We start from the raw sequence: 23,913 nt of genomic DNA, 5'->3' as shown, positions 1-23,913 counted from the left end.
AACCCGGAAGTGTCGCGTCGCAATGCCGCACTTACGACAAACTTGCAGTGCGTGGCATGATTCCATAAGATGCGAACAATTCCCATTTACATCAAACCTCTGTCGTGACACGCCATTCGAACTCCGTTCCGCCGGCTCGCCCATGAGGCGGCAGCTCGTCCGCCTGCATCGCTGGTTCGGTGTTGCCACAGCGCTATTTCTGTTCGTCGCCGGCCTCACCGGCGCGGTCATCGCGTGGGACCATGAGCTCGATGCGGCGCTGAACCCGTCGTTCTTCAAGGCGCGCACCGCCGGCACAGCGCTGTCGGGGCTGGAACTGGCGCGCCGCGTGGAAGCCGCCGATCCGCGTCTGCAGGTGACCTATCTGCCGCTCGCGGCCGAACCGGGCCACACGCTGCAAATGATGGTGCTGCCGCGTACCGACCCGGCCACGCGGCAGCCCTATCCGCTCGACTTCAATCAGATCGCCGTCGACCCCGCTACCGGCGAAATCCAGGGGCGCCGCGAGTGGGGCGCCGTTTCGCTCGCGCGGCTCAATCTGATCCCGTTCATCTACAAGCTCCACTACACGCTGCAGCTGCCGTTCACGGGCGGCGTCGATATCGGTACATGGCTGATGGGGATCGTCGGCATCGTCTGGCTGTTCGACAGCGTGATCGCGCTGTGGCTGTCGTTTCCGAGCGTCAAGGTGTGGCGCAAGTCGTTCGCGTTCCGCTTCGGGCGCGGCGGCTATGCGCTCACTTTCGACCTGCACCGCTCCGGCGGTGTGTGGATCTGGGGCCTGCTGCTGATCGTTGCGCTGACATCGATATCGATGAATCTTTCAGCGCCGGTGGTGCGCCCCATCGTGTCGCTGTTCTCGCCGCTCACGCCCGATCCGGTCAACAATCCTGAAATCCGCCGCGCCCCGCAGCCCGGCGACACGGTGCTGAGCCGCGAGCGCATCGTGCAATTGGCCGAGCAGGCCGGCAAAGCGCGGAACCTCGGCGTCGCGCCGGGCGGCATCTACTACGCTGAATTCATGCATGCGTATGGCGTCGGCTTCTACGCGACCGGCAACGACCACGGCGATATCGGTCTCGGCAATCCGTGGATGTATTGGGACGCGGCCACCGGCAGGCAACTCGCCGCGCAGATCCCCGGCAAAGGCACGGCGGGCGACATCTTCCTGCAGGTGCAATTCCCGCTGCACTCGGGGCGCATCCTCGGTCTCGGCGGACGGATTCTGATTAGCGCAGTCGGCGTTGCGGTCGCCGTGCTGAGCGCGACCGGATTGCTGATCTGGTTAAAGAAGCTGAATGCGCGCCGCCGCTCCGCGCAAAATGCGAGTGCCGCGCGGGACGCGGGCCGGTCCGCGGCGCGGCCCTAGTTGGCAAAATGGCGGCGCCGGAATGATCCGGCCGCCGCCATCTGTCATCAACCCACTACTGCAAAGCGATCAGCCGCTTTAGCGAAACACCACCGTCTTGCTGCCGTTCAACACGACGCGATGCTCAACGTGCCACTTGACCGCACGGGCGAGCGTCACGCATTCGACGTCGCGGCCGATCGCCGTCAATTGCTCCGGCGTCATGCTGTGGTCGACGCGCTCCACTTCCTGCTCGATGATCGGACCTTCGTCGAGATCCGTCGTCACGTAATGAGCCGTCGCGCCGATCAGCTTCACACCGCGGTCGAATGCCTGGTAATACGGCTTCGCGCCCTTGAAGCTCGGCAGGAACGAGTGATGAATGTTGATCGCGCGGCCGGCCAGCGCTTCGCACAGCTTCGGCGACAGAATCTGCATGTAGCGCGCGAGCACCACGAGGTCGGCTTGATGCTCGTCGATCACTTCGAGCACGCGCGCTTCCTGTGCGGCTTTCGCCTCGGGCGTGGCGCCCATCAGCGGGAAGTGATGGAACGGAATGTCGTAGCTGGCGGCGAGTTGATAGAACTCCTTGTGGTTCGAGATGATCGCCGCGATCTCGATACCCAACTGGCCGGTGCGGTAGCGGAACAGCAGATCGTTCAGGCAATGGCCGATCTTCGACACCATGATCACCACGCGCGGCTTGACCGACGCGTCGTGCAACTCCCAGCGCATGCCGAACTGTTCTGCGAGCGTCGCGAACGACGCGCGCAACGCCTCCAGACCCGGATCACCGCCCACCTGCTGGAAATGCACGCGCATGAAGAACTCGCCGGTGCGGCTGTCGCCGAACTGCGCGGAGTCGAGAATATTGCTGCCACGCTCGAACAGAAAGCCCGACACGGCGTGAACGATGCCGGGCCGGTCGGCGCACGACAGTTTGAGGATAAAGCTGTGATCGGTCGACATGACCTGGGTGACTCCCTTCTTCAATGCGTGGTTTGTTCGGTGTGCATGGTTCGATGCAACGTGTTTCGGCAAGTTCGTTGCGCACGCACCATTTGCGGCGGTCAGGCGAACACCGGCGGCACGAACAGAGCCTCGATCCCGGCGCACGCGTCTTCATCGATCCAGCGGCGGCGCAGCAGGCAATCCAGCGTGGCCAGACTCGCATCGACCGTCATCGCGCCCTCCTCGATCCAGCGCGCCACTTCGTCGATGCGCGCGAGCCGGTGCTCGCCCACTTCGCCGTCCTGATTGCGCGGCGCGAAATCCGCCGGCAGCGCGAGGTCGTAGATGAAAATCTGCTCGGCCTGCGTGCCTTCCGGCAACGACTGCAGCACATGCGCGGTGCGGCCGGCCACGGCGCGGGCGGCGATCTCCTCGGGAATGCCGGCTTCTTCCCAGCACTCCTTGATGATCGTCGCCTCGACGCCAAAGCCCCAGCCGATCCCGCCTGCCACGACATTGTCGAGCATGCCCGGGTCGGTCGCCTTGGTGTCGCTGCGGCGCGCGATCCACAATTGCGGTGCGCCGTCCGCGTATTCTACGACGCCGTTCAGATGCACCGCGTAGGTCATCGTGCCGAAGAAGCGCGACGCCGCGCGTTCGATATACGCGAGCGGCGGCGCGTCGAACGCATTGCGGATCGCGTAGGTCTCGTTGCGCCAGCCCGGAATGCGGCCTTCGGCGGCGAGCGCGCCGATCACGGAACCGAGCGCGGCGCTGCGCAGATCCACCGTATTGAACGTGGGCGTCAGCGTCACACGCGCATTGTCGAGGTCGAACACATCGGGCCAGCGCGCGAGTGACGGCACGTCGCTCGCGCGGATCCAGCCGACCTGTTCGGCGTCGATCCAGAACGGCACGTGCGCCTGCACGTCGAAGCGGCGCGCGGCGGTGATGCAAGGCAAAGTCATGTCAAGCTCCAAACGGTTCGCGGTCCTGCCCGGTGAGCACCTGGCGCTGAGCGCCGAGCGCCGCGTCGATCGCCTCAATCGCGCAACGCGACGCGAATCCCGATGGCGATGAACGTTGCACCGGCGAGCCGATCGAGCCACACGCCCACGCGCGGCCGGCGCTTCAGATATCCGCCCACCATCCCCGCGCAGACGCCGAACAGCGAAAACACCACCACCGTCTGCAACATGAACAGCACGCCGAGTTCGAGCATCTGCAGCGTGACGCTTTGCGTGCCGTTCGGCTGCACGAACTGCGGCAGAAACACGACGAAGAACAACGTCACCTTCGGATTCAGCAGATTGCCGAGCACGCTTTGGCGAAACACCGCCATCAACGGCTGCGGCGCGCGCTCGTGCGCGGTTGCGAGCCCCTGGCTGCGCAGAGCCTTGATGCCGATCCAGATCAGATAAGCGGCGCCGGCGAGCTTGATCGCCGTAAAGGCCGTCGGCGAGGAACGCAGCAGCGCCGCCACGCCGAGCGCGGCAAGCGTGGTGTGAAACGTGATGCCGGCCGCAAAGCCGAGCGCCGCCACGAACCCTGCCGCGCGGCCCTGCGAGATACCGCGCGCGAGCACTTGCAGATTGTCCGGGCCGGGTGCCACGGTGATCGCAATCGAGGTAGCGAGAAACAGCAGGAAGTCAGGCATGCTTTTGACCTTCTCGATGGACAGAAAGAAGAAGTTCGCAGCGGGTTGGCTGCCGGTGATCAGTGACCCTCGAATCCGGTCACCGTATAGAGCGCCAGCCCACTGTCGCGCAGCAGCTTCGAACCGCCGAGTTCGGGCAGATCGATGATCGCCGCGCCTTCCACCACGACCGCGCCGAGCCGTTCGAGCAGGATCTTGCCGGCCATCATCGTGCCGCCCGTGGCGATCAGGTCGTCGATGATGACCACGCGGTCGCCGGGCTTGCAGGCGTCTTCGTGAATCTCGACGGTTGCGCAGCCGTATTCGAGTTCATAAGATTGCGCGAGCCGGTTGTAGGGCAGCTTGCCCGCCTTGCGGATCGGAATGAAGCCGAGGTTCAGCTCATACGCGAGAATCGGCCCGATGATGAACCCGCGCGCGTCCAGCCCGGCAATGTAGTCGAGCTTCGCGTCGATATAGCGCTGCACGAACAGATCGATCAGCACGCGCAGCGACTTCGGCTCCTGCAGCAGCGGCGTGATATCGCGGAACTGCACGCCCGGCTCCGGCCAGTCGGGCACCGTGCGGATGTGGCTTTTGATGTAATCGGCCGCATCGAGCGGCGCGCTCGGAAGCGCGTTGGACATGATGTCTCCGGATGGACCTCGACAGGTCCGATGAAAAACCAAACCAGGATGCCGCGGCGGGAACGCGCGCAGCCGGGGTACAGGCGCTAGGCGGCGGCGCCCGCGCGCCGATGCTTCGAGAGCCGTTCCTCGGCCTCCGCCAGCTGTTCGGGCAAACCGCGCAGCACCACGATATCGCTCGAACGCAGCTTGGTGGACGGGTCCGGCTCGACGCCGCGAATGCCGTGCCGGCGAATCGCCGTCACTTCGACGCCCACCTCGAAAAGGCCCAGTTCCGCGAGCGTGCGGCCCACGGCGTCCGAGTTTTCGTCGACCGGCACCGATTGTAGCCGCACCTGTTCGTGGCCGTCGTCGTCGTCCACGTCGTCGGCGCCGTGGAAATAGCCGCGCAGCAGCGCATAGCGCTCATCGCGCATTTCCTCGACCCGCCGCACCACCCGCCGCATCGGCACGCCCATCACCACCAGCGTGTGCGAGGCAAGCATCAGACTGCCTTCGACGATTTCCGGAATCACTTCGGTCGCGCCCGCGGCCAGCAGCTTTTCCAGATCGGCGTCGTCGACGGTACGCACGATTACCGGCAGCGTGGGTTCGAGTTCGTGAATGTTATGCAGCACGCGCAATGCCGATGGCGTGTTCGCGTAGGTGATCGCAATCGCGGCCGCGCGGTGGATACCGGCGGCGAGCAGCGACTCGCGCCGCCCGGCGTCGCCGAACACGACCGACTCGCCCGCCGCCGCCGCCGCCGCGACGCGGTCGGGATCCAGGTCCAGCGCGACGTACGACAACCCTTCGTGCTCCAGCATGCGCGCCAGATTCTGTCCGGCCCGGCCGTACCCGCAAATGATCACGTGGCCGCTTTGTTTCAGGCTCTGCGTGGCGATGCGCGTCATCTGCAACGACTGCATCATCCATTCAGTCGACGACAGGCGCAGCACGATGCGATCCGCGTTCTGGATCAGGAACGGCGCGGCCAGCATGGACAGCAGCATGGCGGCGAGAATCGCCTGCAGCAGGGTGGCGTCGACCAGATGCTTGTCGAGAATCAGATTCAGCAGCACGAAGCCGAACTCGCCCGCTTGCGCGAGGCCGATGCCGGTGCGCATCGCGACGCCCGGCGACGCGCCGAACAGTCGCGAGAGGCCTGTGATCATGACCGCTTTCAGCAGGATCGGCCCGACCAGGAAGCCGAGCACGATCAGCGGATGCTCCCAGATCACACGCGGATTGAGCAGCATGCCGGTGGTGATGAAGAAGAGCCCGAGCAGCACGTCGCGAAACGGCTTGATATCTTCTTCCACCTGATGCCGGTAAGGCGTCTCGGCGATCAGCATGCCGGCAATGAATGCGCCGAGCGCGAGCGACAACCCGAACTTGTCGGTGATGAACGCGCAACCGAGCGTCACCAGCAACAGATTCAGAATGAACAGTTCCTGCGAACGGCGCCGCGCCACCACGTTGAACCAGCGCGTCATGAAACGCTGCCCGACGATCAGCAGCAGCGACAGCGCCACGACGATCTTGATGGCCGCCACGCCGAGCGAGCTCACGAGATCTTTGGAACTGCCGCCGAGCGCCGCGATGACGATGAGCAGCGGCACCACCGCCAGATCCTGGAACAGCAGCACGCCGAAGATATTGCGGCCGTGCTCCGTCTCGATCTCCAACCGCTCCGCCAGCATCTTGCTGACGATCGCCGTCGACGACATGGCGAGCGCGCCGCCCAGCGCCACGCTCGCCTGCCACGTGATATGCACCCAGCGTTCCAGCACGAAGCCGAGCGTGACCGCCACCGCGATCGTGCCGAGCACCTGCAGCAGGCCGAGACCGAACACGAGGCGGCGCATGGAACGCAGCTTGGCGAGCGAGAACTCCAGCCCGATCGAAAACATCAGGAACACGACGCCGAATTCCGCCAGGTTCTGCGCGCCCGCCGAGTCGGGAATCAAACCGAACGCATGCGGCCCGACCACGATGCCCACCGTCAGATAGCCGAGCATGGGCGGAAGATTCAGAAAGCGAAAGGTCACCACGCCCGCTACCGATGCCAGCAGCAGGAACAGCGTCATTTCGAGCGGGGAAATCATCGGCAAAAACGCATGGGTAAAGCGTCCTCGTTCGTCAGCGGAACCGCGCACGCCAAACGCCGTGCGACAAGGTTGAGGGGCCGTTAAAGGCAGCAATAAAGACAGCGGCTCGGCACAGCAGGCCCGGCGCGGCGAACAGGCGCCTTTGCTATACTTCGCGAATGATAGCGAAAATCAATGGCGACCGGGCACTCGCGCTCGCTCGCGACGTGCTCGACATCGAAGCGGACGCCGTGCGCGCGCTTCGCGATCAACTCGACGACGGTTTCGTCGGGGCGGTCGACTTCATCCTGGGTTGCCGCGGGCGCGTTGTCGTTTCCGGCATCGGCAAATCCGGCCACGTGGCCCGCAAGCTCGCGGCTACGCTCGCCAGCACCGGCACGCCGGCGTTCTTCGTGCACCCCGCGGAAGCCAGTCATGGCGACCTCGGCATGGTCACCGCCGAAGACGTGTTCATCGCCCTGTCCAACTCCGGTGAAACCGAAGAACTGATGGCGATCCTGCCGCTCATCAAGCGGCTCGGCGCGAAGCTGATTGCAATGACAGGCCGTCCGTCTTCGAGTCTCGCACAACTGGCCGACGTGCACCTGAATTCCGGCGTCGCGAAAGAGGCCTGCCCGATGAACCTCGCGCCCACCGCCAGCACGACCGCCGCGCTCGCGCTCGGCGACGCGCTCGCGCTCGCGGTGCTCGACGCGCGTGGCTTCGGCCGCGACGACTTCGCCCGCTCGCATCCGGGCGGCGCGCTCGGCCGGCGTCTGCTCACTTATGTACGCGACGTGATGCGCACCGGCGACGATCTGCCGAAGGTCACACCCGAGGCCACCGTGCGCGACGCGCTGTTCCAGCTGACCGCCAAGCGCATGGGCATGACCGCGATCGTCGATCACGACGATCACGTGGCCGGCATTTTCACCGACGGCGACCTGCGCCGCGTGCTCGAACGCGAGGGCGATTTCCGTCAGTTGCCGATCGCCTCCGTGATGACCGCCGGCCCGCGCACCATCGGCCCGGATCAACTGGCGGTCGAAGCCGTGGAACTGATGGAGCGCCACCGCATCAATCAGATGCTGGTCGTGGACGAAGCAGGCAAGCTGATCGGCGCACTCAACATGCACGACCTGTTCTCGAAGAAGGTGATCTGATGGCCCTCGCCCCTGCTACCGCGACCGAGCGCGCAAGCCGCGTCAAGCTGATGATTTTCGACGTCGACGGCGTGCTCACCGACGGCGGCCTGCTGTTCACGGCGGAAGGCGACACCATGAAGGGCTTCAATTCGATGGACGGCCACGGCATGAAGCTGCTGCGCCAGGCCGGCATCGAAACGGCGATCATCACCGGGCGCAAGTCGGGCATCGTGGCGGCACGGGCGAAGGAAATGAATATCACGCACGTCTATCAGGGCGTGCAGGACAAACCCCAGGCGTTCGCGGACCTGTTGCAGCAAACCGGCATGACGGCCGAAGAATGCGGCTACATGGGCGACGACTGGGTCGATCTCGGCGTGATGCTGAAGGTCGGCTTCGCGGCGGCGCCGGCCAACTCGCATCCCGAAGTGATCGCGCGGGCCCATTGGGTCAGCGAAGCGCGCGGCGGCCGCGGCGCGGCGCGCGAAGTCTGCGACACGCTGCTGCGTGCACAACATAAGTATGAGGCGTTGCTGGCGGCCGCCTGTAGCGGCGAACAGCGGGGCCTCGTCGGATGAACCAGTTTCGCCTGACTTCGCTGATTCCGCTGGTCGCGATGGCCGCGCTCGCCGGTATCACGTGGTGGCTGCTGCAAGCCACCCTGCCCCGGCAGAACGAAGGCGTGGTGCGTCCCAAGGAACACACGCCGGACTACTTCGCCGATAACTTCTCGATTTCCGAACTCGACCAGTCGGGCTCGACGCAGTACCGGCTGACCGCCCAGTCGCTGATCCACTACGAAGACGACGAGCTGAGCGACCTGGTCAAGCCGGCCATGCGCGCGTTCCAGCCCGGCAAGCCGATCGTCACCGCCACCGGCGACACCGGCAAGGTGAACGGCGACGCGTCGATCGTCGATCTGTACGACAACGCGCGCATTTTGCGGGCGCCCGGCTACGGAGATCCGCAGATGCAGGCGGATTCGCAGCATTTTAGGGTGCTGGTCAACGACGATGTGATCGAGACCGAAAAGCCGGTTAAACTTCAGCGCGGCATGTCGGTGATGACTGCCAGCGGCATGAACTACAACAACGTCACCCGGGTGATGCAGCTGTTCGGCAACGTGAAAGGCTCGATCGCCCCGTCCGAAACAGGCGGCAGCTCGCCCAAGCAACCCGGGTAATCCATTCCAGGCGTGACTGCATGAACGAATCGTTCCCCCGTTTTGACACCGGCCGCTCGCGCTCCCTGTCCGCGTGCCGCGCCGGACTCGCCGCGCTGATCGTCGCGTTGCCGCTCGCCGGCTTCGCGCCGCTCGCGCACGCGGACCGTGCCGACAAGGACAAGCCGCTGAACATTGAAGCGGACAACATGACTTACGACGACCTCAAGCAGGTCAACATCTTCACCGGCCATGTGGTCGCGACCAAAGGCACGATCGTGATCAAGGCCGAACGCGTCGAAGTGACGCAAGACCCGCAGGGCTATCAGTACGCCACCGGCACGTCGAGCGGCGGCAATCTGTCGTATTTCCGCCAGAAGCGCGAAGGCCTCGACGAATACATCGAAGGCACGGCCGTTCGGATCGACTACGACGGCAAGCAGGATCTGACCACGCTCACCACCAACGCCACGGTGAAACGCCTGCAAGGCCTCTCCACGGTGATGGACCAGGTGCACGGCAGCGTCATTACCTATGACGGCCAGAGCGACTTCTATACCGCGAAGGCAGGCAAGGACGTCGCCGGCCCGGGCAATCCCACGGGTCGCGTGCGCGCCATGCTGGCGCCGCGCAATGGCGGCGCTGCGCCGCTGAACGGCGCGCCGGCCACGCTCGCGCCGTCCACGACGATCCAGGGAGCGCCGAACCAGTGAGCACCTCTGCGTCTCTCCCCAATCGCAAGCCCGCCGGCACCAGCAGTTCGCTGGTGGTGCGCAACCTGAAAAAGCGTTACGGTTCGCGCACGGTCGTCAAGGACGTGTCGCTCGACGTGAAAAGCGGCGAAGTGGTCGGTCTGCTCGGCCCCAACGGCGCGGGCAAGACCACCTCGTTCTATATGATCGTCGGCCTCGTGCCGCTCGACGCCGGTGAAATCGATCTGGACGGCAAGTCCATCAGCCTGCTGCCTATCCATAAGCGCGCTTCGCTTGGGCTTTCGTATCTGCCGCAGGAAGCTTCGGTGTTCCGCAAGCTCAGCGTCGAAGAAAACATTCGCGCGGTGCTGGAATTGCAGCACGAAGACAACGGCAAGCGGCTCAGCAAGGACACCATCACGAGCCGCACGGAAGCCCTGCTCGACGAACTGCAGATTGCGCACTTGCGCGCGAATCCGGCGCTGTCGCTCTCCGGCGGCGAGCGCCGCCGGGTTGAAATTGCCCGGGCGCTGGCCACCAATCCGAGCTTTATTCTGCTCGACGAACCGTTCGCCGGCGTCGACCCGATCGCCGTGCTGGAAATCCAGAAAATCGTCAAGTTTCTGAAGCAGCGCAATATCGGCGTGCTGATTACCGATCACAATGTGCGCGAAACGCTCGGCATCTGCGATCACGCCTATATCATCAGCGACGGCAGCGTGCTGGCGGCCGGCGCACCGGCCGAAATCATCGAAAACGAAAGCGTGCGGCGCGTCTATCTGGGCGAGCACTTCCGCATGTAAGCGCACCAAGGATTGCCGGCAGTGCGAGTGCGCACCCGCCGGCTCCTTGTGCGGCAACCGCACACCTCATTTCGACTTGGGCCGCTTCGCGCCCGGCGCCGCCTGAAGGAGCTCATGCAGGGCGCACGCGAGAGGCGCACGTGTAATTGCGAATGTCGCAATGTATCGCGGTCGTGGCAAACTCTCTACAATGAATCTCAACTTGCCATGAAAGCCAGCCTCCAACTCCGCCTATCGCAGCATCTTGCGCTGACGCCGCAACTGCAGCAGTCCATCCGGCTGCTTCAGTTGTCCACGCTCGAATTGCAGCAGGAAGTCGCAATGGCGATCTCGCAGAATCCGCTCCTCGAGAACGAGGACGACTGGATCGCGAGCCCGCTGCGCGTGGCGGCCGACGGCTCGCTGATCGCCCAGGCGCCGAATTCCTCCGCTCCGCCCGACCAGATGGGCGGCAGCACGTCGTCATCGTCCACCAGCAGCAGCGAGCGCGCCGAGAACGGCGAGCCGCAGGGCGTGGACGAATACAACGGCCTCGCGGGCGACAGTAACGGCGACGCGTCGCAATGGAATCTCGACGACTACGGCCGCTCGGGCAACGCCTCGGACGACGACGACCTGCCGCCGCTGCAAATCCACGAATCGAGCACCTCGCTGCGCGATCACCTGATGGCGCAATTGCGCGTCACCCAGGCGAGTCCGCGCGACCGCGCGCTGGTCACGTTCCTGATCGAGTCGCTCGACGACGACGGCTACCTTGCCGCCACGCTCGAAGAAGTGCTGGCGGATCTGCCCGAAGAGCTCGAAGTCGACCTCGACGAGCTGAATGCCGCGCTTGCGCTGCTGCATAGCTTCGACCCGGCCGGGGTCGGCGCGCGCTCCGCGTCGGAATGTCTCAAGCTGCAATTGCTGCGACTCGATGCCTCACCTACCCGCACGCTTGCGCTCGAAATCGTAGCGCACCACCTGGAATTGCTCGCGGCGCGCGACTTCACGCGCCTGCGCAAACATCTGAAAGCCAGCGACGACGACCTGCGCGATGCACACGTGCTGATCCGCTCGCTCGAACCGTTCCCCGGCGCCGCCTACGGCAAGGCCGAAGCGGACTATGTCGTGCCGGACATCATGGTGCGTAAAACAGCACAGGGCTGGCAGGCCGAGCTGAACCCGGAAGTCGTGCCCAAGCTGCGTATCAACCATCTTTACGCGAATATCCTGCGCAATAACCGGGGCGATCCGGGCAGCGGTTCGTTGCGCCAGCAACTGCAGGAAGCGCGCTGGCTGATCAAAAATATCCAGCAGCGTTTCGAGACGATCCTCCGGGTGGCGCAAGCCATTGTGGAGCGTCAAAAGAGCTTTTTTGTGCATGGCGAAATTGCCATGCGCCCCTTGGTTTTGCGGGAAATTGCTGATACGCTGGGCCTACACGAGTCAACTGTCTCGCGTGTGACAACCGGCAAATACATGCTGACCCCATTCGGGACGCTTGAATTTAAGTACTTCTTCGGATCACACGTTTCGACTGACACGGGCGGCGCGGCGTCTTCAACGGCGATCCGTGCGCTCATCAAGCAACTGATAGGAGCGGAAAACCCGAAATCTCCTCTTTCAGACAGCCGCATAGCCGAACTGCTGGCGGAACAGGGCTTCGTGGTCGCACGGCGTACCGTCGCGAAATATCGTGAAGCGCTCAAGATTCCGGCAGTCAACCTGCGCAAGTCGTTATAGCGCCCCCCAGAACTGTCGCTTCGCGCCAGCCCCCCAAGGGGGCAAGACAACTTGGGGCGGCCCGGCGTTTGTCTTGAGCCCGTCGCCTTTCGTGGCGGGCATTTACCGGCCGCTCCGCAGTTGGCGGACAGGCCGGCCGATGCGACCTGCCAGAAGTCAGTCACCGGGGGGCGACTCAGGCAAGCCGACAGATCGACCGGACCTTCGTCATCGTGCGGAACAAGCGGCCATTAGCTTGGAGAAGCACTATGAATCTGCAGATCAGTGGACACCACCTCGAAGTAACGCCTGCGTTGCGCGAATACGTGATCACCAAACTGGATAGGGTGCTAAGACATTTCGATCAGGTCATCGACGGCAGTGTGGTCCTCTCGGTCGACAACAACCACAAGGAAAAGGAAAAGCGTCAAAAGGTTGAAATCAACCTGCATCTCAAGGGCAAGGATCTCTTTGTCGAGAGCTGTGACAGCGACCTGTACGCTGCGATCGATCTGATGATCGACAAGCTCGACCGGCAAGTCATTCGCCATAAGGATCGCCTGCAAGGCCATGCGCATGAGGCGATCAAGTATCAACCGGCGCCGCAACTGGACGTGCCGCCGCAGTAAGGGAAATCAGAAGGTTCTCTTCCGTAGGTCTTCGTTTCCCCTTAGCCAGCGAAACCGCCCGAAACCGGGCGGTTTTTTGTTTCCGGACGCCGTTTTCCGCACGGCCCCGCAGCAAGTGAGGATGCCCGAACGAACTCATTGCGCATTGATGGCGCGCCGCACCATCCGTCGCTACCCTGTTCTATAATGTTCCGGTTACCATCGGGGTCAAGTTAGCTCAAGCGGAAATCGGTCGGCCGGAGTCCTGCGCTTTCGGACTCCCACGCACGTCGCCGTGAGCATCAAACGAATGGAACGCCACTCAAACGCCCCAGCGAGGAGAACCCAGGCCACGTTTTCGCCTGTCAACATGAATCGTTTAGCCAAATTTCTTCCCCTCGAGAACGTCGTCGTCGGACTATCGGTCACCAGCAAGAAACGCGTGTTCGAGCAAGCGGGCCTGATCTTCGAGAACCAGAACGGCATAGCCCGTAGCACGGTCACTGACAATCTGTTCGCGCGTGAGCGCCTCGGATCGACAGGCCTTGGCGAAGGCGTGGCGATTCCGCATGGCCGGATCAAAGGCTTGAAGCAGCCGCTCGCCGCGTTCGTCCGCCTTGCCGAACCCATCCCCTTCGAATCGCCCGACGGTCAGCCGGTCTCGCTGCTCATCTTCCTGCTCGTGCCTGAACAGGCCACTCAGCAACACCTCGAAATCCTTTCGGAAATCGCCCAGTTGCTGTCCGATCGCGAAACCCGCGAGCGCCTGCACACGGAACAGGACCGCGAAACGTTGCATCGCCTGCTCACTCAGTGGCAACCTTGATGCATCGGCGGTTATCCGCACGCCGGTTATCCGCCCGGTCATCGGCCCGCATGCGGAGACAGTCCGGCAACGCAAACGGCCCGCGCTAGCGCGGCCGCCGTGTTGCCCGGCAAGCGGCCCACACTGGAGTCACTGACTCATGGATACGTCCAGCATCAACGCCCAGAGCATTTTCGACGATAACGCCGCCACGCTGAAGCTCAGCTGGTTGACGGGGCATGAAGGCTGGGAGCGCGGCTTTTCTTCGGAATCAGTCGCCAATGCCACGTCGAGCGCCGACCTCGTCGGCCACTTGAACCTGATCCACCCGAACCGGATCCAGGTGCTCGGCGACGCCGAAATCGACTACTACAAGCGCCAAACCGACGAAGACCGCTCGCGCCACATGGCCGAGCTGATCGCGTTGGAGCCGCCGTTTCTGGTGGTGGCGGGCGGCGTCCCCGCGCCGCCGGAACTGGTGCTGCGCTGCACGCGCTCGTCCACGCCGCTCTTCACCACGCCGATGTCCGCGGCCGCGGTGATCGACAGCCTGCGCCTCTACATGTCGCGCATTCTCGCGCCGCGCGCCACGTTGCACGGCGTGTTTCTCGACATCCTCGGCATGGGCGTGCTGCTCACGGGAGACTCGGGCCTCGGCAAGAGCGAACTCGGGCTGGAGCTGATCAGCCGCGGCCACGGTCTCGTGGCCGACGACGCAGTGGACTTCGTGCGCCTCGGTCCTGACTTCGTCGAAGGGCGTTGCCCGCCGCTGCTGCAAAACCTGCTGGAAGTGCGCGGCCTCGGTCTGCTCGACATCAAGACGATTTTCGGTGAAACGGCGGTACGCCGGAAAATGAAGCTCAAGCTGATCGTGCAACTGGTCCGCCGGCCCGACGGCGAATTCCAGCGGCTGCCGCTGGAGAGCCAGACTGTGGACGTGCTCGGCCTGCCAATCAGCAAGGTCACGATTCAGGTGGCCGCCGGCCGGAACCTCGCCGTGCTGGTCGAAGCCGCCGTGCGCAATACGATCCTGCAACTGCGCGGCATCGACACGCTGCGCGACTTCATGGATCGCCAGCGCCTCGCGATGCAAGACCCCGACAGCCAGTTTCCGGGCAAACTGATCTGAGTCGAGAAGACCATGCCGTGACTGCGGCCAGCGGCGGGCGCGGGTACGCGCATGGGGACCAGATGCTATGATGAAATCTACGGTTTCGACGACTCCATGCGCATAATCCTGATCACCGGTATATCCGGCTCCGGCAAATCAGTTGCCCTGAACGCGCTTGAAGACGCAGGCTACTACTGCGTCGACAACCTGCCGCCGCGTTTCCTGCCGCAGCTGGCTTCCTATCTCGCCGAAGACGGGCAAGATCGCCTTGCGGTCGCAATCGACGCGCGCTCGAGCGCTTCGCTCGACGAAATGCCCGCCATGATTCGCGACCTGTCGCGTGCCCACGACGTGCGGGTGCTGTTCCTGAACGCGAGCACACAGTCGCTGATTCAACGCTTTTCCGAAACACGCCGCCGCCATCCGCTGTCCGGTTCAACCTCGCACGACGCGGATGTCGGCCTGCTCAACTCGCTTGCCGAGGCGATCGAACGCGAACGCGAACTCGTGGCGGGGCTGGCCGAATTCGGCCATCAGATCGACACCAGCAATCTGCGCGCGAACGTGCTGCGCGCCTGGGTCAAACGCTTCATCGAGCAGAAGGATTCCGGGCTCGTGCTGATGTTCGAGTCGTTCGGCTTCAAGCGTGGCGTGCCGCTCGACGCGGATTTCGTGTTCGACGTGCGCACCTTGCCGAACCCGTACTACGATCATGAATTGCGGCCGCTCACGGGCCTCGACAAACCGGTGATCGATTTTCTGGATGCGCTGCCGGTGGTGCATGAAATGATCGACGACATCGAGAAATTTCTCGCCAAGTGGCTTCCGCATTTCCGCGACGACAATCGCAGCTATCTCACCGTCGCGATCGGTTGCACGGGCGGCCAGCACCGCTCGGTGTTCATTGCGGAGACGCTCGCCGCGCGTCTCGCGGCATCGGCGAATGTCATTGTGCGGCACCGCGATGCGCCGGTCGAAGCCGGCGAATCATCGAAGTTAGTGGCTTAACCGGCCGCATCGCGCGGCCTCAACTCGAAGCGTTGCGCCATGTCTTCTTCTACTGTGCTTGCCGATGTGCCGCTGTTTCCGTTGCATACGGTGCTGTTTCCCGACGGCCTTTTGCCGCTGAAGATCTTCGAAGCGCGCTACCTCGATATGGCGCGCGACTGTCTGCGTGAAAAAACGCCGTTTGGCGTGTGTCTGCTGAAAAGCGGCGCGGAAGTGGCGCGCGAAGAAGAGCCTTCGGTGCCCGAATCAATTGGCTGCCTCGCCGAAATCGAGGAGTGCGATGTCGAAGCCTTCGGCATGCTGCTGATTCGCGCACGCGGCACGCGGCGTTTTCGCCTGCTGTCGCATCGGGTGGAGTCGAGCGGCTTGCTGGTCGGCATGGCGGAGCCGCTCGGCGAAGACAGGCCGCTCGAAGGCAACGAGCAGTTGGCCAGATTCGGCGCATGCGCGGAAGTGCTCGAACGGATCATCGCAACGATCCGCGAACGCGATCCGGAAAGCCTGCCGTTTGCAGAGCCGTTCCGGCTCGACGATCCGTCGTGGGTGTCGAACCGTCTCGCCGAAGTGCTGCCGATTGCGCTGCGTGCTCGCCAGAAACTGATGGAGTTGCAGGACGCCGGCGCGCGGATCGATGTGGTTCACCACTACATGCAGCAACATCAATTGCTCTGACGGCGGCCGCCGTACTCCGCGCCGGATTGCTCAGATCAGCGAACCCTGCAAACTGTCCAGCAGTTTGCGCACCGGCGCGGGCACACCGAACGAATCGAGATCGCTGAGCGCGACCCACGCCGTGTCCGCATCGCCTAACGCGGCCAACGCGCCCACACCGCGATCCAGTTCCGCGAGCCGCGGCTCGATATCCAGTTTGAAATGCGTGAACACATGTGTGAGCGGCGCGAGCGGCGAGACCGCACCGTCGCCGCCGAAGGCGCGCGCACGCTCGGCGAGCGCGGTTTCGTCGGCGGCTTCGGGCAGGCTCCACAAGCCGCCCCAGATACCCGACGGCGGCCGCTTCTCCAGCATCACCGCGTTGCCGTCACGCAGCACCAGCATCCACGTGCGGCGCGTCGGCACGGTCTTTTTCGGACGTGCAGTGGGCAGCAGGCGCTGACGTCCCGTCACGTTCGCCACGCAGTCGACGGCGAACGGGCAACGCAGGCAGTCGGGCTTGCCGCGCACGCACAGGGTCGCGCCGAGGTCCATCAAGCCTTGCGTGTATGCGCTGACTTCGGCATCCGATGCATTCGACGGAAGCAGCGACTCCGCCAGCGTCCACATCGCGTTTTCGACTTTCTTTTCGCCGGGGAAACCTTCGACGCCGAACACGCGCGCCAGCACGCGCTTCACATTGCCGTCGAGAATCGTCGCGCGCGCGCCGAACGCGAACGACGCAATCGCCGCCGCCGTCGAACGGCCGATACCCGGCAGTTCGGCCAGTTCCTCGACCGACGTCGGAAACCCGCCGCCATGCTGCTCGACCACGACCTGCGCGCAGCGATGCAGGTTGCGCGCGCGCGTGTAGTAGCCAAGACCGGCCCACAGCGCCATTACGTCGTCGGACGGCGCGGCGGCGAGCGCGGCGACGCTCGGGAAACGCGCGAGGAACTTCGCGTAATACGGAATCACCGTCGACACCTGGGTCTGCTGGAGCATGATTTCCGACAGCCAGATGCGATACGGGTCGCGCGTGTTCTGCCACGGCAAATCATGCCGGCCATGCTGACGCTGCCACGCGATCAGGCGCGCGGAAAAATCGGACATGACAGGAAAAGCAGGCGCCGCAGGCGCGCCGGACGAGGTAGAACGCGGAGTTAAGCGAGAAGGCATGGACGGTTTAGCGCTGGCAGGTGGGACAGAAATACGTTGAACGCTGCCCCTGTACGATCTGTTTGATCGGCGTTCCGCACACGCGGCACGGCAGCCCCGCGCGATCATAGACGAAATAGTCGAGCTGGAAGTAGCCGCTCTCGCCGTTGCTGCCGACGAAATCGCGCAGCGTGCTGCCGCCCTTCTCGATCGCGGCGGCGAGCGTCACGCGCACGGCGTCCGCCAGCAGGTCGTAGCGCACGAGCGAGACGCGCCCCGCCGCGGTAGCCGGCCGGATGCCGGCGCGAAAGAGACTCTCCGACGCATAGATATTGCCCACGCCCACGACGATTTCACCGGCCAGCAGCGCCTGCTTTACCGACACCTTGCGCCCGCGCGTGAGCCGGTGCATCAGCGCGCCGGAGAACGCGGGCGAAAACGGTTCGACGCCGAGGCCCGCAAGCAGCGGATGCTCGAGCACGTCGCCGGCTTCACGCGGATGCCACAGCACTGCGCCGAAGCGCCGCGGATCGCGATAGCGCAAAATGAACTCGTCGAAGATCCAGTCGACGTGATCGTGTTTCGCCGCGGCCGGCGGATGCGGTACGTGGCGCAGCACCCGCAGCGTCCCAGTCATGCCAAGATGCACAATGAACCAGCCCGCGTCGATCTCGAACAACAGGTACTTGCCGCGCCGCTCGACCTTACGCACCACGCGGCCGCGCAAGGTTTTCGCAAGATCGGCCGGAATCGGCCAGCGCAGCGCCGGCGTACGCACTTCGACGCGTTCAACCTTGCGCCCGGACACATACGGTTCGATTCCCCGTCGGGTAACCTCAACTTCTGGCAACTCTGGCATGTCTAACTGGTCTGCAACTTGCGTGAGTGGTTGTGCGCGTATTGTAGCGAGCGCGTTACAATCGTCCGAAACATTGAACGGATTTCCATGAACTTGTCCTTCGTGAAGCTGTTTTTGAAGCGCCCGGCTAGCGCATTCCGCGTACCGCACGCCGTGTCCGCTCGCCGGATGCTCGGCGCGGCGGCGCTCGCCGTCTGGGCGCTGGCTGCCGTGCCCGCGCACGCGCAGGATTCATCGCCGGACTCGGACGACACCTCGGTCACCCTCCCCGACCCGCTCGGGCCGGCCTCGGCGGAAGACCAGAAGTCCCTGCCCGGGGTGCCGCTGACGAGCCAGATCGTATTCCAGGTGCTCGCCGCCGAAGTCGCGCTGCAGCGCGACCAGCCGGCGCCCGCCTATCAGACCTACCTCGCCCTTGCGCGCGACACGCACGATCCTCGCATGGCGCAACGCGCCACCGAAATCGCGCTGGCCGCGCAGAGCCCGTCCGACGCATTGGCCGCCGCGCAATTGTGGCAGCAGTATGCGCCGAACTCGGAACGCGCCGCGCAACTCGACGCGTCGCTGCTCGTGCTGTCCGGCCGCCCTGACGACGCGGAGCCGATCCTCGCCCGCGAACTCGCGCGGGTGCCCGCGGACAATCGCGGCAGCGCGATTCTGGCGCTGCAGCTGCTGCTCTCGCGCGGCCCGAACCGGATCGGCGGCCTGCACGTGCTGCAGGACCTGCTCAAGAACGACCTGAACCGGCCGGAAGCGCAACTGGCACTTGCACGACAGCAGCTCGTATCGGACGACGCGCCGGGTGCGCGCAAGTCGCTCGAGCAGGCGCTCGCGCTCAAGCCCGACTATTTGCCGGCCGCGCTGATGCTGTCGCAAATGGGCCCGGAAGAGCGCAAGGAAGGCATCGCCTCGCTCGAAAAGTACGTGCAGCAGAATCCGAAATCGCATGACGCCCGTCTCGCGCTCGCCCAGATGTATCTTGCGAGCGACCGTCTGGACGACGCGCAGAAGCAGTTCGAGATCATGCACAGGAACAACGCGAACGATCTCACGCCGCTCATGGCGCTCGCGCTGATCAAGATCCAGCAGAAGAATTTCAATGAAGCGCAAACGTACCTGACCCAGTACGCGCAGCAAGCCGAAAAAACGCCGGGCGCGGATCCCGGCCAGGCGTATATCTACCTTGCACAACTGTCGCTCGAACAGAAGAACGACGCGGCCGCGAGCGACTGGCTGAACAAAATCTCGCCGTCGAGCCAGCAATATGTGCCCGCGCAGATCACGCGCGCACAATTGCTCGCCAAGCAGGGCAAGGCCGACGACGCGCGCAAGCTGCTCGCCAATCTGCCGGCGCCGGACCCGCGCGACCAGGCGCTGATCGCGCGCACGGACGCGGCGATCCTGTTCGATGCGAGGCGTTACCCCGAGGCCGAAACGCGCCTGCAGCAAGCCACGGCGCAGTTCCCCGACGACCCCGATCTGACCTACGACTACGCGATGTCCGCCGAAAAGACCGGCCATTACGACGTCATGGAAACGCAGTTGCGCAAGCTGATCCAGACGCAGCCCGACAATCCGCAAGCGTATAACGCGCTCGGCTACTCGCTGGCCGATCGCAATCAGCGCCTCGCCGAGGCGGACAAGCTGGTCGAGAAGGCCTCCTCGTTGGCGCCGAACGACGCATTCATCATGGACAGCGTCGGCTGGGTCAAATACCGGATGGGCGACACGTCGGACGCGATCAAGCTGCTGCGCAAAGCCTACGACATGCAGCCGAATGCTGAAATCGGCGCGCACCTCGGCGAAGTGTTGTGGAAAACGGGCAATCAGGATCAGGCCCGCGCCGCTTTCCGCGACGCGCGCAAGCTCGAACCGGACAACGACACGCTGGTCAAAACGCTCCAACGTCTTCAGGTGAACGATCTTTGATGCGTCTTTCCCGTCTGATTTCCTTTCCCCGGGCGCCGCGTGGCGCGGCGCTCGGATTCGCAGCGGCGGCGGTTGTCGCATTGGCCGGTTGTGCGTCGGTGAAACCGCAGGGGCCATCCACGTCGAATGCCGCAACCTCCGTCACCGCGCAGACGAGCCGTTCTTACCAGGGCCGTTTCGCGGTCCAGTACAACGATCAGAACGGCCAGCAGCGCAACGCCTACGGCAATTTCGCCTGGCAGGAAACCGGCGATACCGTGACTCTGGAGTTACGCAATCCGCTCGGCCAGACGCTGGCGGTGGTGACGTCGTCGCCAGCGTCGGCCACGCTGGAGTTGCCGAATCGCCAGCCGCTCACCGCGGACAACGTCTCCACGCTGATGCAGAATGCGCTCGGCTTCGCACTGCCGGTCGAGGGGCTGCGCTACTGGCTGCAACCGTCGCCGGCACCCACTTCGCGCGCCAGGACCGAGAAGGATCCCGACCAGCCGTCGCGGCTGAAAGAGATCACGCAGGACGGCTGGACGATCGACTACCTGGCGTATGTCGAGCCGCCTGCCACGGGCGTGAAGCGCGTCAACCTGACGCGCTCGGAGCCGCCGCTCGACATCAAGCTCGTCCTGGATCATCAGTAACCGGTGCCGCTTCACGCACCTTTCACGCATCTTTTTCGCGCGCGACCTTGCCGCTTCTTCAGCGCCACGTGGCGCATGTAGCCTCGACTCATGATTGAAACGACCGATTCGCTGCGCGATTGCCTCGCGCCAGCGAAACTCAACCTCTTCCTGCACATCACCGGCCGCCGGCCGGATGGCTATCACACGCTGCAAACGGTGTTCCAGTTGCTCGATTGGGGCGACACGCTGCACTTCACGCGACGCGACGACGGGCTCATCACGCGCCGCACCGAAATCGCCGACGTGCCGCCGGAACACGATCTGACCGTGCGCGCCGCGACGCTGCTCAAAACGCATACGGGCTCGCCCGAAGGCGTCGATATCGAAATCGACAAACGCCTGCCGATGGGCGCCGGCCTCGGCGGCGGCAGCTCCAACGCAGCGACGACACTGCTCGCGCTCAACCGTCTGTGGAAGCTCAACCTGCCGCGCCTCGAATTGCAGGCGCTGGCGTTGAAACTCGGTGCGGATGTACCGTTTTTTGTGTTTGGAAAAAATGCGTTCGCTCAGGGTGTCGGAGAGGCTTTAGACGTTGTACAATTGCCGCCGCGCCATTTCCTGGTAGTGACGCCGAGGGTTCATGTTCCGACTGCAGCGATTTTCTCCGAAAAAGCGTTGACAAGAGATTCAAAACCCCTCACAATTACGGACTTTCCTGCAGAACTTAGCTGCAACACTGAATGGCCAGAAAGTTTTGGCCGGAACGACATGCAGCAGGTTGTCGTAGGAAAGTACGCGGAAGTAGCGCAAGTGCTGCGATGGTTTGAAAACGTCGCGCCAGCGCGGATGTCTGGATCAGGTGCAAGTGTCTTTGCAGCGTTCCGTAGTAAAGCTGAAGCAGAAGCGGTGCAAGCCAAACTGCCAGCCGAATGGAACAGCGCAGTGGCCGCAAGTCTCGATCAGCATCCACTCTTTACTTTCGCGTCATAAGTTTTGCATCGTCGAACGAAACTCCACGTTCGGCGGAGCTCAGAGTTAGTGTAGGGGAGTCGCCAAGCTGGTTAAGGCACCGGATTTTGATTCCGGCATGCAAAGGTTCGAATCCTTTCTCCCCTGCCAAAATTTCTCGCATTTCCCCTCGCCCCCAGCCTGAAGCAGGTGCACGATGAGCAGCCATGACGGCCTGATGGTTTTTACTGGCAACGCAAATCCCGCGCTTGCACAGGAAGTCGTCAAAATCCTCGGTATTCCCCTCGGCAAAGCAATGGTCAGCCGTTTCTCGGACGGTGAAATCCAGGTCGAGATTCAGGAAAACGTGCGTGGCAAGGATGTCTTCGTCCTGCAGTCCACGTGCGCACCGGCGAACGACAATCTGATGGAACTGATGATCATGGTCGATGCGCTCAAGCGCGCATCCGCAGGCCGGATCACCGCAGCCATCCCCTACTTCGGTTATGCCCGTCAAGATCGCCGCCCGCGTTCCGCGCGCGTCGCCATCTCGGCGAAGATCGTGGCGAACATGCTGGAAATCGCCGGCGTCGAGCGGATCATTACGATGGATCTGCACGCCGACCAGATTCAAGGCTTCTTCGACATTCCGGTCGACAACATCTACGCTACGCCCGTGCTGCTCGGCGATCTGCGCAAGCAGAACTACGAGAATCTGCTGGTCGTTTCGCCGGACGTCGGCGGCGTGGTGCGTGCCCGTGCATTGGCCAAACAGCTCAATTGCGATCTCGCGATCATCGACAAACGCCGCCCGAAGGCGAACGTTGCCGAAGTGATGAACATCATCGGTGAAGTCGAAGGTCGTACCTGCGTGATCATGGACGACATGGTCGATACTGCCGGCACGCTCTGCAAGGCAGCTCAGGTTCTGAAGGAACGCGGCGCGAAACAGGTGTTCGCTTATGCCACTCACCCGGTTCTGTCGGGCGGCGCGGGCGAGCGTATCGCTGCCTCCGCACTCGACGAACTCGTTGTCACGGACACGATCCCGCTCGGCGAAGAAGCCCGCTCGTGCGCGAAGATCCGCTCGTTGACCAGCGCTGGCCTGCTGGCCGAAACGTTCTCGCGGATTCGCCGCGGCGATTCGGTGATGTCGCTGTTCGCTGAAAGTTAAGTATTTGCGAAGGCGCAGCGCGCCGCTTCAGGCGGCACACCGCGCTTTTGCACAATCGGCATGAACGAACGAAGGTTCGTGCCGCAGCTCTGGGGCCTCAGCCATCTGGCTTGGAGGCCCCGTTTTTACTGCCTGGTCGCGGGCAGTGCAATGGAGATTCAACATGAAAGTAGTCGCTTTCGAGCGTTCTTTGCAAGGTACGGGTGCGAGCCGCCGCCTGCGTAACTCGGGCAAGACCCCGGGCATCGTATATGGCGCTGGTGCTGAAACGCAATTGGTCGAACTGGACCACAACGCGCTGTGGCACGCGCTGAAGAAAGAAGTTTTCCACTCGTCGATCCTCGATCTGGAAGTGGCAGGCAAGTCGCAACAGGTTCTGCTGCGCGACGTGCAATACCACCCGTTCCGTCAGCTCGTGCTGCACGTGGACTTCCAACGTGTCGACGCGAAGAAGAAACTGCACACCAAGGTGCCGCTGCACTTCCTGAATCAGGAAACGAACCCGGCAGTGAAGCTGTCGAGCGCGGTGATCTCGCACGTCATCAACGAAATCGAAATCGAGTGCCTGCCTTCGGCACTGCCGGAATTCCTCGAAGTCGATCTGGCCACCATCGAAGCGGGTCACTCGGTTCACGCCAAGGACATCAAGCTGCCGGCAGGTGTGACGCTGGTCGCCCACGTCGAAGCAGAAAACCCGGTGATCGCAGCTGCAACGATCCCGGCTGGTGCAATCGCTGAAGGCGAGGCCGCCGCTGCTGAAGGCGAAGGCGAAACGCCGGCTGCTTGAGCGCCCCGAGGCACTGAGCAAGTATCCTCTCGATCCGTTTCAATGAAACGGTCGATGTGACCCGCCGAGGTTCGCCCCGGCGGGTTTTTTTTCGGTTTTTT

24 protein-coding genes and 1 tRNA gene are annotated in these 23,913 nt (G+C 63.5%); 18 read left to right on the top strand and 7 right to left on the bottom strand.

The window, feature by feature from the left end; genetic code table 11:
- Positions 1-142 precede the first annotated feature (142 nt).
- Positions 143-1,369, top strand: a complete 1,227-nt coding sequence (locus BXE_RS01760) for a PepSY-associated TM helix domain-containing protein (protein WP_011486718.1) — start codon at positions 143-145, stop codon at positions 1,367-1,369.
- 78 nt (positions 1,370-1,447) lie between these two features.
- Here the strand turns inward: BXE_RS01760 and purU are convergent, their stop codons facing one another.
- The 5 genes from purU to BXE_RS01735 all read right to left on the bottom strand — a co-directional run bounded on the left by purU (position 1,448) and on the right by BXE_RS01735 (position 6,669).
- The gene (gene purU / locus BXE_RS01755) at positions 1,448-2,317 is read right to left on the bottom strand and encodes a formyltetrahydrofolate deformylase (RefSeq protein WP_011486717.1); all 870 of its coding nucleotides are present in this window, start codon (positions 2,315-2,317) and stop codon (positions 1,448-1,450) included.
- A 101-nt stretch (positions 2,318-2,418) separates the two neighbouring features.
- On the bottom strand, positions 2,419-3,267 hold the full coding sequence (locus BXE_RS01750) for an NUDIX hydrolase (protein ID WP_011486716.1): 849 nt from the start codon (positions 3,265-3,267) through the stop codon (positions 2,419-2,421).
- Between the two features lie 74 nt (positions 3,268-3,341).
- On the bottom strand, positions 3,342-3,956 hold the full coding sequence (locus BXE_RS01745; RefSeq protein ID WP_011486715.1) for a LysE family translocator: 615 nt from the start codon (positions 3,954-3,956) through the stop codon (positions 3,342-3,344).
- A 59-nt stretch (positions 3,957-4,015) separates the two neighbouring features.
- Positions 4,016-4,582, bottom strand: coding sequence for an adenine phosphoribosyltransferase (locus BXE_RS01740; RefSeq protein ID WP_011486714.1), 567 nt, complete (start codon positions 4,580-4,582; stop codon positions 4,016-4,018).
- An 86-nt stretch (positions 4,583-4,668) separates the two neighbouring features.
- A complete protein-coding gene (locus BXE_RS01735; protein WP_011486713.1) occupies positions 4,669-6,669 on the bottom strand; it encodes a monovalent cation:proton antiporter family protein in 2,001 nt (666 codons plus the stop codon).
- A gap of 161 nt (positions 6,670-6,830) precedes the next feature.
- Between BXE_RS01735 and kdsD the strand changes: the two genes are divergently transcribed.
- The 11 genes from kdsD to BXE_RS01680 all read left to right on the top strand — a co-directional run bounded on the left by kdsD (position 6,831) and on the right by BXE_RS01680 (position 16,361).
- Complete coding sequence (gene kdsD / locus BXE_RS01730; RefSeq protein WP_011486712.1) at positions 6,831-7,814, top strand: arabinose 5-phosphate isomerase KdsD; 984 nt, start codon at positions 6,831-6,833, stop codon at positions 7,812-7,814.
- Entirely contained in the window at positions 7,814-8,374 is a 561-nt protein-coding gene (locus tag BXE_RS01725) for a KdsC family phosphatase (protein WP_011486711.1), read from the top strand. The genes kdsD and BXE_RS01725 overlap by 1 nt, the downstream gene beginning before the upstream one ends.
- Complete coding sequence (gene lptC, locus BXE_RS01720; RefSeq protein ID WP_011486710.1) at positions 8,371-8,979, top strand: LPS export ABC transporter periplasmic protein LptC; 609 nt, start codon at positions 8,371-8,373, stop codon at positions 8,977-8,979. The genes BXE_RS01725 and lptC overlap by 4 nt, the downstream gene beginning before the upstream one ends.
- 20 nt (positions 8,980-8,999) lie before the next feature.
- Positions 9,000-9,671: a lipopolysaccharide transport periplasmic protein LptA gene (gene lptA, locus BXE_RS01715; RefSeq protein ID WP_011486709.1), complete on the top strand. Its 672-nt coding sequence runs from the start codon at positions 9,000-9,002 to the stop codon at positions 9,669-9,671.
- On the top strand, positions 9,668-10,453 hold the full coding sequence (gene lptB / locus BXE_RS01710) for an LPS export ABC transporter ATP-binding protein (RefSeq protein ID WP_011486708.1): 786 nt from the start codon (positions 9,668-9,670) through the stop codon (positions 10,451-10,453). The genes lptA and lptB overlap by 4 nt, the downstream gene beginning before the upstream one ends.
- 207 nt (positions 10,454-10,660) lie before the next feature.
- Positions 10,661-12,178, top strand: coding sequence for an RNA polymerase factor sigma-54 (locus tag BXE_RS01705; RefSeq protein WP_011486707.1), 1,518 nt, complete (start codon positions 10,661-10,663; stop codon positions 12,176-12,178).
- Between the two features lie 248 nt (positions 12,179-12,426).
- Positions 12,427-12,786: a ribosome hibernation-promoting factor, HPF/YfiA family gene (gene hpf, locus BXE_RS01700; protein ID WP_007179410.1), complete on the top strand. Its 360-nt coding sequence runs from the start codon at positions 12,427-12,429 to the stop codon at positions 12,784-12,786.
- Positions 12,787-13,075: 289 nt separating this feature from the next.
- Positions 13,076-13,591: a PTS IIA-like nitrogen regulatory protein PtsN gene (gene ptsN, locus BXE_RS01695; RefSeq protein ID WP_007179411.1), complete on the top strand. Its 516-nt coding sequence runs from the start codon at positions 13,076-13,078 to the stop codon at positions 13,589-13,591.
- Between the two features lie 139 nt (positions 13,592-13,730).
- A complete protein-coding gene (gene hprK / locus BXE_RS01690) occupies positions 13,731-14,699 on the top strand; it encodes an HPr(Ser) kinase/phosphatase (RefSeq protein WP_011486706.1) in 969 nt (322 codons plus the stop codon).
- 96 nt (positions 14,700-14,795) lie between these two features.
- Positions 14,796-15,689, top strand: a complete 894-nt coding sequence (rapZ, locus tag BXE_RS01685; protein ID WP_038458391.1) for an RNase adapter RapZ — start codon at positions 14,796-14,798, stop codon at positions 15,687-15,689.
- A gap of 39 nt (positions 15,690-15,728) precedes the next feature.
- A complete protein-coding gene (locus tag BXE_RS01680; protein WP_011486704.1) occupies positions 15,729-16,361 on the top strand; it encodes an LON peptidase substrate-binding domain-containing protein in 633 nt (210 codons plus the stop codon).
- A gap of 30 nt (positions 16,362-16,391) precedes the next feature.
- Here BXE_RS01680 and mutY read toward each other — a convergent pair whose 3' ends face one another.
- Positions 16,392-17,519 (bottom strand): A/G-specific adenine glycosylase, encoded by a 1,128-nt coding sequence (gene mutY, locus BXE_RS01675; protein ID WP_011486703.1) that lies wholly within the window; start codon positions 17,517-17,519, stop codon positions 16,392-16,394.
- A 7-nt stretch (positions 17,520-17,526) separates the two neighbouring features.
- Positions 17,527-18,357, bottom strand: coding sequence for a bifunctional DNA-formamidopyrimidine glycosylase/DNA-(apurinic or apyrimidinic site) lyase (mutM, locus tag BXE_RS01670; RefSeq protein WP_011486702.1), 831 nt, complete (start codon positions 18,355-18,357; stop codon positions 17,527-17,529).
- A gap of 87 nt (positions 18,358-18,444) precedes the next feature.
- On the opposite strand from mutM, the gene BXE_RS01665 reads away from it, so the two are divergent.
- The 6 genes from BXE_RS01665 to BXE_RS01640 all read left to right on the top strand — a co-directional run bounded on the left by BXE_RS01665 (position 18,445) and on the right by BXE_RS01640 (position 23,812).
- Positions 18,445-20,286: a tetratricopeptide repeat protein gene (locus BXE_RS01665; RefSeq protein ID WP_011486701.1), complete on the top strand. Its 1,842-nt coding sequence runs from the start codon at positions 18,445-18,447 to the stop codon at positions 20,284-20,286.
- Positions 20,286-20,921, top strand: a complete 636-nt coding sequence (lolB, locus tag BXE_RS01660) for a lipoprotein insertase outer membrane protein LolB (RefSeq protein WP_011486700.1) — start codon at positions 20,286-20,288, stop codon at positions 20,919-20,921. The genes BXE_RS01665 and lolB overlap by 1 nt, the downstream gene beginning before the upstream one ends.
- A gap of 90 nt (positions 20,922-21,011) precedes the next feature.
- Positions 21,012-21,893, top strand: a complete 882-nt coding sequence (ispE, locus tag BXE_RS01655; protein ID WP_011486699.1) for a 4-(cytidine 5'-diphospho)-2-C-methyl-D-erythritol kinase — start codon at positions 21,012-21,014, stop codon at positions 21,891-21,893.
- A 52-nt stretch (positions 21,894-21,945) separates the two neighbouring features.
- Positions 21,946-22,022: transfer RNA gene (locus tag BXE_RS01650), tRNA-Gln, on the top strand.
- Positions 22,023-22,068: 46 nt separating this feature from the next.
- On the top strand, positions 22,069-23,025 hold the full coding sequence (locus BXE_RS01645) for a ribose-phosphate pyrophosphokinase (protein ID WP_006048037.1): 957 nt from the start codon (positions 22,069-22,071) through the stop codon (positions 23,023-23,025).
- A gap of 163 nt (positions 23,026-23,188) precedes the next feature.
- Positions 23,189-23,812: a 50S ribosomal protein L25/general stress protein Ctc gene (locus BXE_RS01640; RefSeq protein ID WP_011486698.1), complete on the top strand. Its 624-nt coding sequence runs from the start codon at positions 23,189-23,191 to the stop codon at positions 23,810-23,812.
- Positions 23,813-23,913 lie beyond the last annotated feature (101 nt).

Origin of the sequence: Paraburkholderia xenovorans LB400 (assembly GCF_000013645.1) — a bacterium.
GTDB lineage: Bacteria > Pseudomonadota > Gammaproteobacteria > Burkholderiales > Burkholderiaceae > Paraburkholderia > Paraburkholderia xenovorans.
This window is presented reverse-complemented; position numbering and strand designations above follow the sequence as displayed.